18 protein-coding genes are annotated in these 15,069 nt (G+C 62.2%); 9 read left to right on the top strand and 9 right to left on the bottom strand.

The features are described from left to right. The first annotated feature begins 277 nt into the window (after nucleotides 1-277). The 3 genes from glyA to ACPS74_RS03060 all read left to right on the top strand — a co-directional run bounded on the left by glyA (nucleotide 278) and on the right by ACPS74_RS03060 (nucleotide 2,198). Nucleotides 278-1,543, top strand: coding sequence for a serine hydroxymethyltransferase (glyA, locus tag ACPS74_RS03050; protein WP_029652073.1), 1,266 nt, complete (start codon nucleotides 278-280; stop codon nucleotides 1,541-1,543). Further along, complete coding sequence (locus ACPS74_RS03055; protein WP_029652072.1) at nucleotides 1,540-1,860, top strand: (2Fe-2S) ferredoxin domain-containing protein; 321 nt, start codon at nucleotides 1,540-1,542, stop codon at nucleotides 1,858-1,860. The genes glyA and ACPS74_RS03055 overlap by 4 nt, the downstream gene beginning before the upstream one ends. A 77-nt stretch (nucleotides 1,861-1,937) precedes the next feature. Continuing rightward, nucleotides 1,938-2,198 (top strand): hypothetical protein, encoded by a 261-nt coding sequence (locus ACPS74_RS03060; RefSeq protein WP_029652071.1) that lies wholly within the window; start codon nucleotides 1,938-1,940, stop codon nucleotides 2,196-2,198. A gap of 35 nt (nucleotides 2,199-2,233) precedes the next feature. Here ACPS74_RS03060 and ACPS74_RS03065 read toward each other — a convergent pair whose 3' ends face one another. Then, complete coding sequence (locus tag ACPS74_RS03065; protein WP_029652070.1) at nucleotides 2,234-5,515, bottom strand: efflux RND transporter permease subunit; 3,282 nt, start codon at nucleotides 5,513-5,515, stop codon at nucleotides 2,234-2,236. Between the two features lie 20 nt (nucleotides 5,516-5,535). Continuing rightward, on the bottom strand, nucleotides 5,536-6,732 hold the full coding sequence (locus tag ACPS74_RS03070; protein ID WP_051381860.1) for an efflux RND transporter periplasmic adaptor subunit: 1,197 nt from the start codon (nucleotides 6,730-6,732) through the stop codon (nucleotides 5,536-5,538). Nucleotides 6,733-6,909: 177 nt separating this feature from the next. On the opposite strand from ACPS74_RS03070, the gene ACPS74_RS03075 reads away from it, so the two are divergent. After that, a complete protein-coding gene (locus ACPS74_RS03075) occupies nucleotides 6,910-7,245 on the top strand; it encodes a GYD domain-containing protein (RefSeq protein WP_029652068.1) in 336 nt (111 codons plus the stop codon). A gap of 4 nt (nucleotides 7,246-7,249) precedes the next feature. On the opposite strand, the gene glsA is transcribed toward ACPS74_RS03075, so the two are convergent. After that, nucleotides 7,250-9,061, bottom strand: coding sequence for a glutaminase A (gene glsA / locus ACPS74_RS03080; protein ID WP_029652067.1), 1,812 nt, complete (start codon nucleotides 9,059-9,061; stop codon nucleotides 7,250-7,252). 355 nt (nucleotides 9,062-9,416) lie between these two features. Here glsA and ACPS74_RS03085 point away from each other — a divergent pair, with 355 nt between their 5' ends. Beyond that, complete coding sequence (locus tag ACPS74_RS03085) at nucleotides 9,417-9,683, top strand: hypothetical protein (protein ID WP_029652066.1); 267 nt, start codon at nucleotides 9,417-9,419, stop codon at nucleotides 9,681-9,683. A gap of 70 nt (nucleotides 9,684-9,753) precedes the next feature. Here ACPS74_RS03085 and ACPS74_RS03090 read toward each other — a convergent pair whose 3' ends face one another. Together ACPS74_RS03090 and ACPS74_RS03095 are read right to left on the bottom strand one after the other, a co-directional pair. Next, on the bottom strand, nucleotides 9,754-10,437 hold the full coding sequence (locus tag ACPS74_RS03090) for an NrsF family protein (protein ID WP_029652065.1): 684 nt from the start codon (nucleotides 10,435-10,437) through the stop codon (nucleotides 9,754-9,756). A gap of 3 nt (nucleotides 10,438-10,440) precedes the next feature. Next, nucleotides 10,441-11,016, bottom strand: a complete 576-nt coding sequence (locus ACPS74_RS03095) for a sigma-70 family RNA polymerase sigma factor (RefSeq protein WP_029652064.1) — start codon at nucleotides 11,014-11,016, stop codon at nucleotides 10,441-10,443. Nucleotides 11,017-11,299: 283 nt separating this feature from the next. Here ACPS74_RS03095 and ACPS74_RS03100 point away from each other — a divergent pair, with 283 nt between their 5' ends. The 4 genes from ACPS74_RS03100 to ACPS74_RS03115 are packed head-to-tail and all read left to right on the top strand — an operon-like array spanning nucleotide 11,300 to nucleotide 13,821. Continuing rightward, a complete protein-coding gene (locus ACPS74_RS03100) occupies nucleotides 11,300-11,578 on the top strand; it encodes a BufA1 family periplasmic bufferin-type metallophore (protein WP_014893121.1) in 279 nt (92 codons plus the stop codon). 9 nt (nucleotides 11,579-11,587) lie between these two features. Next, entirely contained in the window at nucleotides 11,588-12,514 is a 927-nt protein-coding gene (locus tag ACPS74_RS03105) for a DUF692 domain-containing protein (RefSeq protein ID WP_029652063.1), read from the top strand. Further along, nucleotides 12,498-13,271, top strand: a complete 774-nt coding sequence (locus ACPS74_RS03110) for a DNA-binding domain-containing protein (RefSeq protein WP_029652062.1) — start codon at nucleotides 12,498-12,500, stop codon at nucleotides 13,269-13,271. The genes ACPS74_RS03105 and ACPS74_RS03110 overlap by 17 nt, the downstream gene beginning before the upstream one ends. A gap of 55 nt (nucleotides 13,272-13,326) precedes the next feature. After that, the gene (locus ACPS74_RS03115) at nucleotides 13,327-13,821 is read left to right on the top strand and encodes a DoxX family protein (RefSeq protein WP_029652061.1); all 495 of its coding nucleotides are present in this window, start codon (nucleotides 13,327-13,329) and stop codon (nucleotides 13,819-13,821) included. Here the strand turns inward: ACPS74_RS03115 and ACPS74_RS03120 are convergent. The 4 genes from ACPS74_RS03120 to ACPS74_RS03135 form a co-directional block, all read right to left on the bottom strand. Then, nucleotides 13,818-13,952 (bottom strand): hypothetical protein, encoded by a 135-nt coding sequence (locus tag ACPS74_RS03120; protein WP_255722864.1) that lies wholly within the window; start codon nucleotides 13,950-13,952, stop codon nucleotides 13,818-13,820. The genes ACPS74_RS03115 and ACPS74_RS03120 overlap by 4 nt on opposite strands. Before the next feature lie 130 nt (nucleotides 13,953-14,082). Then, complete coding sequence (locus ACPS74_RS03125) at nucleotides 14,083-14,316, bottom strand: hypothetical protein (protein WP_018408070.1); 234 nt, start codon at nucleotides 14,314-14,316, stop codon at nucleotides 14,083-14,085. 207 nt (nucleotides 14,317-14,523) lie between these two features. After that, nucleotides 14,524-14,766, bottom strand: a complete 243-nt coding sequence (locus ACPS74_RS03130) for a hypothetical protein (RefSeq protein WP_018408069.1) — start codon at nucleotides 14,764-14,766, stop codon at nucleotides 14,524-14,526. 16 nt (nucleotides 14,767-14,782) lie between these two features. Further along, the gene (locus ACPS74_RS03135) at nucleotides 14,783-15,049 is read right to left on the bottom strand and encodes a hypothetical protein (protein ID WP_029652060.1); all 267 of its coding nucleotides are present in this window, start codon (nucleotides 15,047-15,049) and stop codon (nucleotides 14,783-14,785) included. Nucleotides 15,050-15,069: the final 20 nt, after the last annotated feature.

The following is a 15,069-nucleotide window of genomic DNA, read 5'->3' on the forward strand; positions in this document are numbered from 1 at the left end:
CAATGCGCGCGTCTCGTAGGACGAGGGCCGCCTTCAGAAACCAACGACTGTCAGCGCAGCCCTCGTGCTTCGAGACGGCGCCTTGCAGGCGCCTCCTCAGCATGAGGACTGCTTAGGCAAACGCGGCGCGAGCAAATAATGCGCTCTCTGTCCCAATTCGCCTGCGACGAATCCGTTATTGTACGAAAGCGTTCGCGTTTAACACTACGCGCAACGACGACGACATTCGCGTTTGGATTGATCGAGAGAGGTATCGGCGCCCCGGAACTGAGCAATCATGACGGCGCATAGCCCACACTTAGATCTCGGCCTCTCCGCCGACCTCGAGCTCGCCTCGGCCATCGCCGGCGAGTTGCGGCGCCAGCAGGACGGCATCGAACTGATTGCTTCCGAAAACATCGTCTCGCGGCTGGTGCTGGAGGCGCAGGGCTCGATCCTCACCAACAAGACCGTCGAGGGCCTGCCCTTTGCGCGCTATTATGGCGGCGCGCAATTCGCCGACGCCATCGAGGCGCTCGCCGTCGAACGGGCGAAGAAACTGTTCAACTGCCGCTTCGCCAATGTGCAGCCGCATTCGGGCTCCAACGCCAACGCCGGCGTGTTTCTCGGCCTACTGAAACTCGGCGATGCGATCCTCTCGATGAATGTCGCCGCCGGCGGCCACATCAGCCATGGCCATCCGGCGACGCTGACCGGGCGCGATTACAGAATCGTCTCCTATGGCGTCAGCCGCGAGTCCGAACGCATCGATCTCGACGAGGTGCGCGATCTCGCGCGGCGCGAAAGGCCGCGCATGATCATCGCCGGCGGCTCCGCCTATGCGCGCGCCATCGATTTCGCGTCGATGCGCGCGATCGCCGATGAGGTCGGCGCCTATCTTCTCGTCGACATGGCGCATTTCGCCGGCCTCGTCGCGACCGGCCTCTATCCTGATCCCCTGCCCCATGCGCATGTCGTGACGACGACGACATACAAATCGCTGCGCGGCGCGCGCGGCGGGATGGTGCTGTGGAACGACGAGGGCTTGAGCAGCCGGATCAACGCCGGCATATTTCCGGGCGTGCAAGGCTCGGTGCTGCTGCATGGCGTCGCCGGCAAGGCGGCATGCCTTGGCGAAGCCTTGCGGCCGGAATTTACGGCCTACAACCGTGCGGTGATCGACAATGCGCGGGCGCTAGGGCGCGCTCTTGCAGACGCCGGCCTGCGCATCGTCACGGGCGGCACGGATATGGGACTGATGCTCGTCGATCTTGCCGCGCGCGGTTTGACTGGCGATGTCGCCGCCAAGGCGCTGGAGCGCGCCGGCCTCGCCGTCAACAAGAATATGATCCCCTTCGATCCGCGTCCGCCCGAGGCGCCGTCGGGCCTGCGCCTTTCGAGCAACGCCGGAACGACGCGCGGCTTCGGCGTCGCCGAATTCGAAGCGATCGCGGGAAGGATCGACCGGGTGCTGAAAAATCCGAGCGATGACGCGCTCATCGAAACTGTCCGCAAAGACGTCGCGGCGCTCTGCGCGCAACACCCCATCTATGAAGCGCCGTGAACGCTCCCCCCGTTCGTCTCCTCGTCTGCGTCGGCCCGCGCTGCGACGCCGAAGGGAAAGGCCGCATGCTGCTCGCGTCGGTCGAGACGTCTTTTGCCCAGGCCTTTTCGAATGAACTGGCTTCCGGCCGTCTCGCCATTACGACGCGCGACTGTCTGCGGCTCTGCACGCGCGATCCCGTCGTGCGTTTCGAACCGTCAGGCGACGCCCTGTCCAGTCCCTCGCTCGACGACCTCTTGCGTCTCACCCGCGCCGCCCTTGCCGAGCAAATCCCAGCGCCATCGCCAAGTTACGATGAACAAGAAAAGCTTAGTTGAACCCGCTTTGCTTTTCTCAAGAACGGTTCTACGCTTAGGTTTGCGCATTACAGACGCTTAGGTGTGAAAGGATCAACATGCGTAAGCTCATTCCGTTCTCGTTTCTCTTCTCGTTTCTCTTGGCGTTCGCCGCCGCGACCCCCGCCTACGCTCAGGGCACGTCGCAGGAACGCTCCGACTGCATGGGCGACGCCATGAGATTTTGCAGCTCCGACATTCCCTTCGTCGATGAGATCGAGTCCTGTCTGCAGCAGAACATCGCGCGGTTGAGCCCCGCCTGCCGTCGTGAATTCGCCCCGACGCAGAGCACGAAGCTGCGCGAAGAACATTTCCAATAAGTCTGCGCCAGGCGCGGCTCTGCGCCGCGCTTGGGTCATTGAAGCCTGCGCCGAAGGTCGTCGAGCCACCTCTTGGGTCGGCCCAGATCAATCTTTTTTGCTTCGTGCAAACCGATCTCTTGCGCGAAACTCCCGTCCGACCTTGCAGCCGCCGGCGTGGAGTCGCGGGCGCTCCCCGACTGGAAATACCGCGCGAAAATGCGCACGACCACGTAGAAGGTCGGCGTGAACGCGAGGCCGAACAACGTCACGCCGAGCATGCCGAAGAACACGGCGGTGCCGATCGACTGGCGCATCTCGGCGCCCGCGCCCTCGGCGACGGCGAGCGGCAGCACGCCGAGAATGAAAGCCAGCGACGTCATCAGAATGGGCCGAAGACGCGTGCGGGCGGCGGTGACGGCGGCGTCGAATTTGGATTGCCCAGCGTCTTCCGCCTGCTTGGCGAATTCGACGATGAGGATGGCGTTCTTCGCCGCGAGGCCGATCAGCACGACGAGCCCGATCTCGACCAATATGTTGCGATCGAGCCCCCGTGAGACGACCCCGAGCATCGCCGCGAGAATGCACATCGGCACGATGAGGATCACCGAAACCGGCAGCAGCAGGCTCTCATAGAGCGCGGCGAGCAGCAGAAAGACGAATACCACCGCGAGGCCAAACGCGATCGCGGCGGTATTCCCGGCAAGCTTCTCCTGCAGGGCGATTTCGGTCCATTCGAAGCCGAACCCTTGCGGCAGCTTTTCCGCCGCGAGCTTCTCGACCGCCGCGATGCCCTGGCCGGAGGAGACGCCGCGCGCGAGATTGAGCTGCACCTCGGCGGCCGGATAGAGATTGTAGCGCGGCACGCGGAACGCGCCTGTCGTGTCGCGGAAAGTGGCGACGGCGCCGATCGGCGCCATCGCCCCCGAGGCGCTGCGGGTCTTCAGATTGGCGATGTCGCGCAGCGTCAGGCGAAAGGGATCATCCGCCTGCGCCATGACGCGGTAAGTGCGTCCAAGGACGTTGAAGTCGTTGACGAAGGTCGAGCCGAGATAGACCGAGAGCGTCTCGAAAACGCGCGAGATCGGCACGCCGATGAGCTCGGCCTTGGTGCGATCGACGTCGGCGAAGATTTGCGGCGTGCGCGTGTTGAACAGCGTGAACGCCTGAGTGAATTCTCCCGACTGCCCCGCCGCGCCGGCGAGCGTCCACGTCGCGTTTTCGAGCGCGGGAAGTCCGCGCCCGGCGCGATCCTGCACATAGCCCTTGAGGCCGCCGCCGGTGCCGATGCCTGGAACCGAAGCCGGCGCCAGCACGAAGACGAAGGCGTCGTTCAGCTTGGACAGCTGGCCGTAAAGGTCGGCTTGAATCTGCGCGGAGGACAGCCCCTTCTTTGCACGTTCCTCGAAGGCCTCCAGCGTGACGAAGATCACGCCGGTGTTCGGCGCATTGGTGAATGTCGCGCCATCAAAGCCGGTGAAAACGACAGCGTCCTTGACGCCCGCGCGCTTCAAAATAATGTCCGTCGCCGCGCGCATGACCTTGTCCGTGCGATCGAGCGTCGCGCCGGGCGGCAATTGAAAAGCGGCGATCACATAGCCGCGATCGAGTTGCGGAATGAGGCCGGTCGGCGTTCGACGCAGCAAATCGAAGGCGAAAAAGATGAGGATCGCATAGACGGCGAGCATGACGACGCCAAGCCGCACGAGACGGCCTGTCGCCGCGCCATATGCCGTCGAGACCTTGTCGAACGCGGCGTTAAAGGCGTCGAAGAAGCGACGCAGCGGCGCATGCGCCCAGCTCAGCCGATGCGTCTTCTCCTCCTCCTCCACATCATGCGGCTTCAACAACATCGCCGCCAGCGCCGGCGACAGCGTCAGCGAAACGAAGGCTGAGATCAGCGTGGCGCTGGCGATGGTGATGGCGAACTGTTTATAGAACGCGCCCTGCAAGCCGCTGATGAAGGCGGTGGGGATGAACACGCCGCAGAGCACAAGCGCAATCGCGATCAGCGCCCCGCCAACTTCATCCATCGTCTTGTGCGCGGCTTCCTTGGGCGAGAGCCCCTGCGCGAGATAGCGCTCGACATTTTCCACGACGACGATCGCGTCGTCGACGACGATGCCGATCGCCAGCACCAGGCCGAAGAGCGAGAGCGTGTTGAAGCTGAGGCCGGCGGCCTTCATTACGGCGAAGCTGCCGATCAGCGACACCGGGATCGCCGCCACCGGAATGATCGCCGCGCGCCAGGTCTGCAGGAACAGGATGACGACGAGGACGACGAGGACGATCGCCTCGAGCAGCGTATGGACGACTTCGTCCACCGACTGCTGGATGAATTCGGTGGGGTTGTAGACGACCGTGTAATCGACGCCGGCAGGGAAATTCTTCTTGAGCCGCTCCATCTCCTGCTTGACGGCTTCGGCGGTCTGCAAGGCGTTCGAACCGGGACGCTGAAAGATGCCGAGCGCCGTCGCAACGTCGTGGTTGAGATAGGCGTTGAGCGTATAATCCTGCGCGCCGAATTCGATGCGCGCGATATCGCGCAGGTAAATCTGGCCGTCGGCGTCGGCGCGGATGACGATGTCGCCGAATTGCTCCGGCGTGCTGAGCCGTCCCAGAGTCTGCACCGATAGCTGGAAAGCGCCCGCCGAGGCCGCCGGCGGCTGATTGACCGCGCCCGCGGCGACTTGCAGATTGGCGCCGCGCAAAGCGGCGATGACGTCGCCCGCCGTCAGATCGCGCGCCTCGACTTTCGCCGGATCGAGCCAGATGCGCATCGAATAGTCTCTCGCGCCAAAGAGGCGCGCGTCGCCGACCCCGTCAATTCGGGCGATGGCGTCCTTCACATAGAGCGTCGCGTAGTTCGAAATATATTGCTGGTCGCGCGAGCCGTCGGGCGACAGCAGATGGACGACCATCATCAGATCCGGCGAGGCCTTCTTCACCACGACGCCGAAACGCGTCACTTCCTCCGGCAAGCGCGGGTTGGCGATGGCGACGCGGTTCTGAACGAGCACCTGCGCGAGATCGATGTTGACGCCCGGCTTGAACACGACGTCGATCGACACGCGTCCGTCGCCGGTCGATTGCGACGTGATGTAGAGCATGTCGTCGACGCCATTGACCTCCTGCTCAATGGGCGAGGCCACGGTCTCGGCGATCACGTCCGCCGACGCGCCGGGATAGGTGGCGCTGATATTCACTGTCGGCGGCGCGATTTCCGGATATTCGGAGACAGGAAGCGAGCCTTGCGCAATTGCTCCCGCAAGCGTCAGAAGCACGGAAAGCACCGCCGCAAAAATCGGCCGCTCGATGAAGAAGTGCGAAATGCGCATAGCGTTCCTGATCTCGACGACTATCGGTCGCTAACCGCGACTGGCGCTTCCTTGATCTCGCCTTCCTTGGGTTGAACGGTCGCGCCGGATCGAACCATTGGATTTGCGAGCCCGCCGATCACGATCCGATCCTTCGCGTCGAGGCCGGATTGGATCACGCGCAGACCATTGTGAATGGGGCCAAGACTCACCGATTTGGCGATGACCTTGTTGTCGTCCGACACGACAAGCACGGTCTTGCTCGTCTGATCGGAGACGACGGAAGCATCGGGAATGAGCAGCGCGGAGACGTCGCCGCCGAACAGGCGCAGACGCCCGAACGTGCCGGGCGTCAGAAAATAGTCCTTATTGTCGAAGACGGCCCGGCCGCGGATCGTGCCCGAGCGCCGATTGAGCTGATTGTCCATGAAGTCCATGACGCCGCTGCGGGTCCACTCGGTCTCGTCGGCAAGCCGCACCGAAACGCGATTTTTAAACTCGCGCGAGGTCTCTTTCGGGCGCTCCGCTGAGCGCGCATAGCGAATGTAGTCGGCCTCGGAGGCGTCGAAGATGAAGTGAATCGGATCGAGCGTCACGATCGTCGTGAGCAACGTCGCATCGGCCTGTCCGCCCTGAACGAGATTGCCCGAATCGACGCGACGGTCCGACACGCGCCCGGCGATCGGCGCGCGGACCTGCGTCCATTCCAGATTGAGTTCCGCGTTGCGAAGCGCGGCTTCGGCGCTCAAGACCTGCGCCCTGGCGATATCATTGCTCGCTTTGCGCTGATCGACGTCGCGCGCGGTAATCGTACGGCCCTGCGTCATCTCCTGAGCGCGGGCATAATCTCGGGTCGACACCACGGCTTGCGCCTGCGCTCGAGTGAGTTCCGCACGCGCGCTGTCGACCGCGATCTGATATGGCCGCTGATCGATGACGAAGAGGACGTCGCCGGCTTTGACGAACTGCCCATCGGTGAAATTGATCTTTTCCAGAGCGCCGGAGACGCGCGCGCGCACCTCGACCTGCTTTAAGGCCTCGAAACGACCCGTATATTCGTCCCAGCGCGGGATCGTCCTGGCGAGCGGGCGGGAGACCACCACTTCCGGGGCCGGACCCTCTGCGCGCGCCACTGCTGATTGGGCGAGAAACACCAACGCCGCGAGCGTTTTAAACAATGCGCTTGCGACTCTCCCGTGACCATCGCCGCCGCGCGCCGCCACAAAAGCCAACAGCATCTCACCTCCGGTTTTAACGTTCGCATTAAACCGGCCATTCTTGACCGGCGCATAACGCAGACGACGTAAGGGCAGCGCTACCAGAAGGCAAATCGTGCTCCGCAGCGCCTCGCCCGCCCGCATTGCCAAGCATTGCCGAAACGCGCAAACTGCCGCCTCCGGACAGAGGACGAAAAGATGCCCTTGTTCCTGGCGCAGTTTGCCTATTCTCCTGCCGCTTGGGCGACCCTCATCAAGGCGCCCCAGGATCGCGCCGCGGCTTCAGAAGCGCTTCTTGAGCACTTCGGCGGGCGCCTCATCGGATTATATTACACGCCTGGCGCAGAATACGACGGATTTGCGCTCTTCGAGGCGCCCGATGAAACCACCGCTGCGGCCCTTGAGATCGCGGACGTCGCCGCAGGGCATCTGAGCCGCAATCGCCTCACCAGAGTGTTCTCGGTTGACGAGACGCGCGCGATGCTCCTGCAGGCGGCCACGGCCCCAAGCATGACGCCTAAGAGCGCGGCGTAGCACATCAATAGGCGCTGAGCAGGTCGACTTTGGCGTTGGCGAGCACCAGGCGCCTTGCCAATAACGCTGCAAGATTTCGCATGATCAGCTCTCCGCTTGCTGGATGGCTCTTGCGGAACGAAGCATAAGCGCTCAGCGGCAATTCAAGGCACTGCACCGCCGTGTCGGCCCACACGTCGGCGCTGCGCTCGCGTTCGATGAGCGCCATCTCGCCGAATGCCATGCCTGGCGAAATCGACGCCAATCGCGCACCGCTACGCAATTTCACGCTGACCATGCCGCTTTGCAGAAAGAACAGCGAGGCTGCGGGATCTCCGGCGGCGATGATCCGCTCGCCGGTTTTGAAAGCACGCGCGAGCCCGATCGCGGCGATGTGGTCTATTTCATCCGAACACAGCCCAGCGAGTAGCGCCTGCTCGCCGAGATGGGTCGTCTTGGCCAGGCCTTCGAAGCCGCCATAGCGATAGATCACCTGATCCTCAGCCCATTCGATTGCGTCGTCGAGCAGCGAAAAATGACGCAGTTTTGGCAAAACGTTGCGCTCTGCGTCTATCGCCTGCCAGAGCTGCGACACCTTTTCAAAGCCGGTGACGATGAGGGTGACGCCGCGAGTAGCGAGGCCAGCGAGCGCCTCCGCCAGGAGTCGCGCAGCGGCGGTCGTCGCGCTCGGAACGCGTCGAAAGTCCAAAATCAGCAGCTCGCCTGGCGGCCCTTCGCCATCCAGCCTGCGCGAGACGTAGTCCATTGTGGCGAATGAGAGCGCGCCGACGAGTTCGATCACCCGAATGTCGCTTGCGCGCTCATGAAGAATCGCCAGCTCAAAATTCTGTCGGTTGCGGCGCGAGGAAACACCGGCTGCGTGGTAATCGCTAATGATGCAGGTGCGCACATCATCGCTTCGATTGAGCACATGCAATCCGAAATGCGCCGATAGCGCCTCGCAGACCTTCAGGCCCCGGACGCTGTTGCCATGACTGTCGAGCCGGGGGGAAAAGGTGCCGAGCCCCAGTTGCGCCGGAAGGGCGGCGATGATTCCGCCGCCGACCCCGCTCTTTGCGGGAATTCCCACCCGATAGATCCACTCGCCGGCATAGTCGTACATGCCGGAGCTCGTCATCACCGAGAGCGTGCGCGCCACGACGTAAGAGGAAATGATCTGTTCGCCCGTGAGCGGGTTGCGGCCGCAGTTGGCCAACGTCGCCGCCATGACCGCCAGATCGCGCGCGGTGACGAGCACGGCGCATTGACGAAAATAGACGTCCAGAACGGCGTCGACGTCGTCGCCGAGCACCGAATAATTACGAAGCAGCCAGGCGATAGCGCGGTTCCTGTCTCCGGTCGCGCGTTCCGAGGCGAACACCGCTTCGTCGACGTCGAGTTCGCGTCCGGCGAAGCGGCCCAGCGTCCGATGGATGAGGTCAAAAGCGCCGTCGCCCTCATGCTGATGGATCAGACCGGAACAGGCGATCGCTCCAGCGTTGACCATGGGATTGAACGGCTTGTTGTCGCCCGTCAGTCGAATCGAATTGAAAGCTTCGCCGCTAGGCTCGACGCCGATCACCGACTCGACGCGCTCATGGCCAAGTGTTTCCAGGGCGAGCGCGAATACAAAGGCCTTCGATATCGACTGGATCGTAAAAGGCGTGGAACTGTCGCCGACTTCATAGACATGGCCGTCGATCGTTGCGAAGCTGACGCCGAAATGCGCTGGGTTGGCCCTCGTCAATTCCGGAATGTAATTGGCGACCGCGCCGGAATCGTCGGCGGCGAACTGTTCATGGCAGCGGCGCAAAAAGCCGCGGAGGGGTGGATACACGGCGTCTCCAAATTTTTGTCGACTGCGGAACTGATCCCAAAATCGAATTAATTGTCACAGCAAAGTATATGCCTGTCACTAATCTTCTCCGAATTCAGCGGATCACGCATGATCTCCAATCGATCAAATCCGCGATACTACAGAAGTTTTTCACAACGGACTTTTTAAAGACGCAGGGCGGAGCGGGCGCGTCGTCCTTGCCCGCGCGGGCGCCAAGGCCGAAGTCGAGAGCGACGCCCGCTCCTCGCACGCGCCGCGCGCTGTAACCTTATTCGTAGCGGCGACGAATAGCGTCGGCAGGTTCCCCGTGAACCTGGAACGCTCGTCGTGCGAGCAGATTTTCAAGGAGATGGAAATGAACGTCAAAAGTGTTTCGGGCGCCTCAATGGCCGCCGCCGCGATAGCCCTGGTTCTGAGCGGCGCGGCGCCCGCGCCGGCGCTCGCCAAAAAAATGAGCAAGTCTGTCCATTGCGCCGGAATCAATTCATGCAAGGGGACGAGCCTCTGCAAGACCGCGAACAACGCCTGCAAGGGCATGAACTCATGCAAGGGTCAGGGGTGGGTGCCCGAAAAATCAGCAGCGGCGTGCGAGGCGAAGGGCGGCAAGGTCGCTGAGATGTAAGCCATGCGGCGCGGAAGGGTGCGTTTTCTTCGTCCGTTCCGCGCCGCTTTCCTAATTCTGGAGCGTAAGATTAGCGGCGATGCGCTTGAAAAGAGGCGATCAACTCGTCGCGCATGGTCCAATGCAGGAGCGCCCGGCCGAACAGCGAGGCGATTCCCGTCAGCAGGACGACGGAACCGAATTGCCAGATGCAGACCGACACCGCCGCGTCCTGTCTGAAGGACAGACGTAGCGCCGCCGCCGCCAAGGCCGTCGATGCGAGCGCGGCAAGTCCAATCGTCACGAATGGCGCAATGGGCGCGCCGCGTTTGACCATCGACAGGATCAATACCGACGCGGGGATGCTAATGGCGAGAATGGTGGGCAGGCAATAGATGTCCGAATGCGACAGGAGACCGGACACGCCGAAGGCGTTGACGTCCCTCCAGCATCCAACGGCGAGCGCGCCTGCCCAGAGCAAGAAGAACAATCCGGCCGCGAGCCGCTCCCAGATCGGGCGCGCCGGACAGCCGGCGCTGAAGGCCCCAGCTGCGGCGACGACGCTCGTCAGGAACGCCGCAGCCAATTCCGTCGCAAACTGCGGATCGGCGATCTTGGCGACAAAGTCGGGCCTCACCCCCATGACCGCCACCACGATCGCGACATAACAAAGCGAAACCGCGAACCAAACGAGCGCGCGCCAGGCAGGATGCGGGAGCGGGCGTATCGGCGCGCAATTGTCCGTCAGGGCTTTGATCAGGTCTTGGTTCAACATTCGCTAGCCAATCCGCTCCAGGGCCTGCCGCATCGCCTTGATGGCTCTATGGATTCCGACTTTCAGCGAACCAACGCTCTTCCCCGTTACCCGAGACGCTTCGTCCAGCGAAAGACCTTGAATCTTGATCAATTCAATCGCCTGGCGCTGGCCAGCCGGCAGGATCGCCATGGCTCGGCGAAGCGCCTCGCGATCGTCCCTCGTCTCTTGTTCGGATTTCGCGCCGTCGCCGTCAAAGGTTTCAGGCAAGATATCGACCGTCGTTTCGTTGGCGCCGCGCGCGTAACGACTTCGCGCGGCGTCGGCGACGCGCCGCGCCGCGATGGTCATCAGCCAGGGCGTGAACGGACGCTCGCGATCATAGGTCTGGCGCACCGTGTGAATGGACACGAGGATTTCCTGAACCACGTCTTCCGTGTCATGCGCATTCGGCCATTTTCGCACGACGAACCGGCGCAAAACGGGAAAGAGATCAGACAAGAGCTCGCCATACGCGGCATGGTCGCCGTCCTGCGCCGACGCCATGAGCGCGCGCCAGCGGCTTTCCCGGTCGTTCGACGTATCGCTCAATTCGCTCATGTCCACTGCGAATCTGCGTCGCTCGCTCCGCCGCTTCCGACACAGCGGCGGCGCATCGTTCGATAACGCTAGTCCTAATCGATCAAGCGTCCGCGCGCCATCTCACCTAGCTCGACTTTTTCGCGGTTTTCGATGAATGCCTTCGGCTGTAACCTTTGACGCCGTCGCGACGAAATTGACCCTTGAGACGGCGAACGGTCGTCTTGAATTGCACGCCGAATACGTCAGATTTCAACCGATCGCCTTTTATGGATGAATCGGACGCAAGCAGAGGGAGATCAGAATGTCGGACAAGAAGCTTTGCGCCGCCTTTGCCATCGCGGGCGCCTTCGCGACGGCTGTCGCTCTGGCGGAAACCGCTAAGGCCGCGAACGACCAAGAAAAGTGCTTCGGCGTCTCTTTGAAGGGTAAGAATGATTGCGCTGCGGGCCCGGGAACCAGCTGCGCCGGAACGTCAAAGACCAATTATCAAGGCGACGCATGGAAATATGTCCCGAAGGGCACGTGCACGTCGATCGTGACGCCCAAGGGCAAGGGCAGCCTCGAGCCGATTTCGCACTGAGGCCCCGGCATGGGCGCGCAATCCGCCCCCGAACATCGCCGCGAGCGCGCAGCGTCCTCGCTGCCCGCTCGTGCTGGAGTCGGTTTCAAGAGCGTGCATCTCGCCGACATCGAAGCCTCGGCGCGCGATGTCGGTTTTTTCGAAATCCACGCCGAGAATTACATGGGCGCCGGCGGAACTCCGCACGCGCAGCTTATGCGTTTGCGCCGAGATTGGCCCCTCTCGATCCATGGCGTCGGCCTGTCCGTCGGCGGCGCTGAACCTCTCGATCGCGCGCATCTGCAGCGCGTGAAGAGTCTTGTCGAGCAGTACGATCCCGCCGCATTCTCCGAACATCTCGCCTGGTCGACGCAGGGCGCGCGCTTTCTCAACGACTTGCTGCCCCTGCCCTACAACGCGACGACATTGCCGCATGTGGTCGCTCATGTGGATGAAATCCAGGAAGCGCTCGGCAGGCCGATCCTGCTCGAAAATCCAGCAGCCTATCTGCGGTTCCGATCCTCGGAATATTCGGAGATCGAGTTCCTGCGCGAGGTGGTGCGCCGCACGGATTGCCGGCTGCTGCTCGACGTGACCAACGTCTATGTCAGCGCAACGAACCTCGCCTTCTCGGCGAAGGACTATATCGACGCCTTCCCGATGTCCTATGTCGAAGAGATTCATCTTGCCGGATATGCCAACAATGTCGATGAGATTGGCGACCCTCTGCTGATCGACGCGCATTGCGCGCCCGTCCCTGACGCGGTTTGGCGCCTCTATGAGCGCGCGCTGGCGCGACGCGGACCGGTCGCGACGCTGATCGAATGGGACAATGACATTCCCTCCTGGCCGACCCTCTTGGCGCAAGCCACGCAAGCGGAGGCGTTCCTCGAAGGGCGGCGGCGTGCTGTTGAAGACAGCTTGAGATCGGAAGCGCTTCATGACGACATCGGCTGACGTCGATCAGAACGCATTTGTCCGCGCCCTGCTCGACCCCGAGCTGCCGCCGCCGAACGGGCTTGAAGCAAGCCACGGCTTTCCGCCAGAGCGACGCTTCGCGATTTATCGCAATAATGTGTGCGTCGGACTCGTCGACGCGCTGGCGGAGCGCTTTCCAATTTGCTTGCAGTTGGTCGGCGATGAATTTTTTCGCGCTATGGCGCAATGCTATGTGCGCGAACACCTTCCGCGCACGCCGATGCTTTTCGAATATGGCGACGCGTTTGCGACATTCGTCTCGGACTTCGCGCCGGCGCGCGAACTTCCTTACCTTCCGGACGTCGCGCGGCTGGAATATGCCGTCGGCCAAGCCTATCACGCCGCTGACGCCGCGCCGCTGTCGTTGGATTCCCTGCGCGCCCTGCCGCTCGATCGATTGGAGAGCGCAACGGCTGTTCTGCATCCCTCGACGCATGTCGTGGCGTCCGCCTATCCGATCGTTTCGATCTGGCGGCGGCATATGTCGGACGAGGAGATGACGCCAGTGGAGCTGGACCACGGCGAAGAGGCGCTTGTCGTTCGGCCCGAGCTGGCGATCAAGGTAACAGCGCTTCCCGCCGGCGGATCGGCCTTCGTCGATGCGCTGAGGAGCGGAGGAACATTCGGCGAAGCCGTGAATGCGGCGACCGCCGTCGCGGCGGATTTTAAACTGACCGAATGCTTGCGCGAGCTTCTCTTGACTGGAGCCTTCGTGGCCCTCAGCGTCGCGCACTGAACTTAAAAACGCGTTTTATCGTGGCCGCGGCGATCATTGATGGAGCTTGAACGTAATGGATTTCATAAGAAAGATTGCACGCTGGCTGGATGCGATCCCCTATTCGCTGATCGCGCTTTTTCTGCGGATAGTCGTCGCGCATCCGTTCTTCGTCTCCGGTCAGACAAAGATTGAAGGACCAACTCTAGGCCGCGAAATTTTCGGCCTTGATCTGTCGTTTCAGATCCCGACAGCGGTGCGCAGCGCGACCTTCGCGCTATTCGCCGACGAATATAAACTGCCGCTCATTTCGCCGACCACCGCCGCCTATGTGGCGAGCGGCCTCGAATTCGTCCTGCCGCTGCTGCTTGTCCTTGGGCTTTTGACGCGCCTCTCGGCGTTCATTCTTCTGGCGATGACAATCGTCATCCAGATCTTCGTCTATCCCGATGCATGGTGGACGGTCCATGCCTATTGGATGGCGATCCTTGCCGTGTTGATCGCCCGTGGGCCCGGCGCGATCTCCCTCGACCATCTGCTGTTTCGAGCGTGGTCGCCGAGGCGCGCTTAAGGCGCCTCGACATAGACAACAGATCCCGTCTGCTGGGGCGCGGTGTGTGCGTGAGCCAAGCCAACGCCGACTCCAAAGAAGATGACCGACCCGATGATGGCTCCGACAATCGCGCTGGTGAAGTTCGACATGACGTCCTCCTGTTGTTTTGCTGAGGAGAACGCTACCCGATACAGAACCGTGCGAATGTGCGCCTTCGCACGCGGCCCCCACCGGGCCTGATCGTCGCCTGGCCTCTCAGCGCCTTGAGCAGGAATGGCCTCAGCGGCGGTTTAACCACACGCCGAGGACCGCTCCGCCGATCGCGCCGGCGATGGCGCACATGAATGCAACGGAAAGTCCTGCCGCGGCGACGCCCAAACCTGCGGCCAGTGCGGAGCCGATTCCGGCAAAGGCGAGCGGAGCCGTCGCGCCGCTGATGTCGTCAGAAGTCTTTGCGTCGGTCGTGGCGTATGGCTTGGCGTATGGTTTGGCCATCTTCGGTGTCTTGGCCATTGTACTGATCCTCGCTTGCGCTCAGGCCTTCCGCCTGATCGCGCTCACAAGGACAGATAGGGCGCCACGCTTCGAAGGGACGAGGCGCGCAAATGCTAAAGCAGCTTAAGGAGGGGACCCGCGCGTGGCGCGACGCCGCGCTCTAGCAAGATTTTTCAATCCGACTTCAGGCGCGGCCGTCTCAGGCGCGATATACGCGGCTCTATATCACCGGCGGCGTAACGGATAATCTTCGCTATCGTAAAGCGGCCTAATCTCGCGGCCGAAAAAATGCTGTTCATCCACTTCCAGGGAACAGCCGGCGAGCGCCTTTGGCGTAAGCTCCTCTACGGCGAAGCGAATAGCCTCCGAGGCGTGCTCGAAGCGCCGAAAATTGAGGGACTTCGAATGCGAATTGGCCGCTTTGGAAAAATAGAGGGCGGCTTCCGTTGTATATTGCTTCGCGTCCATCGATTGCCTCCAGAAACTACTGCATGAAGTCTTCCCGCGCGACGAGTTCGAGAGCGGATTCTACGGCGACTCTTTCTTGCCCATCGCGTTCTCTCTTCATCCGGTATTGCAGGCCGGCGCCGGCGTCTGGCAGATGGCGGGAGATGCTGAACGAATCGGTCCCCGTCGCGGCGCCGAATTTTTGGATCACGCGAACCCCGATCGCGAATTTATGCGATGGGGTGGCGGTAAGCCTTTGCGCCGGACGCCGAAAGCTTCGGATCGTGTCGTTGTCATTGGTCATGTGGAGGCGCTCCTCGAGTG

The sequence above is a fragment of the Methylocystis sp. SB2 genome (assembly GCF_049817085.1).
Classification (GTDB): Bacteria; Pseudomonadota; Alphaproteobacteria; order Rhizobiales; family Beijerinckiaceae; genus Methylocystis; species Methylocystis rosea.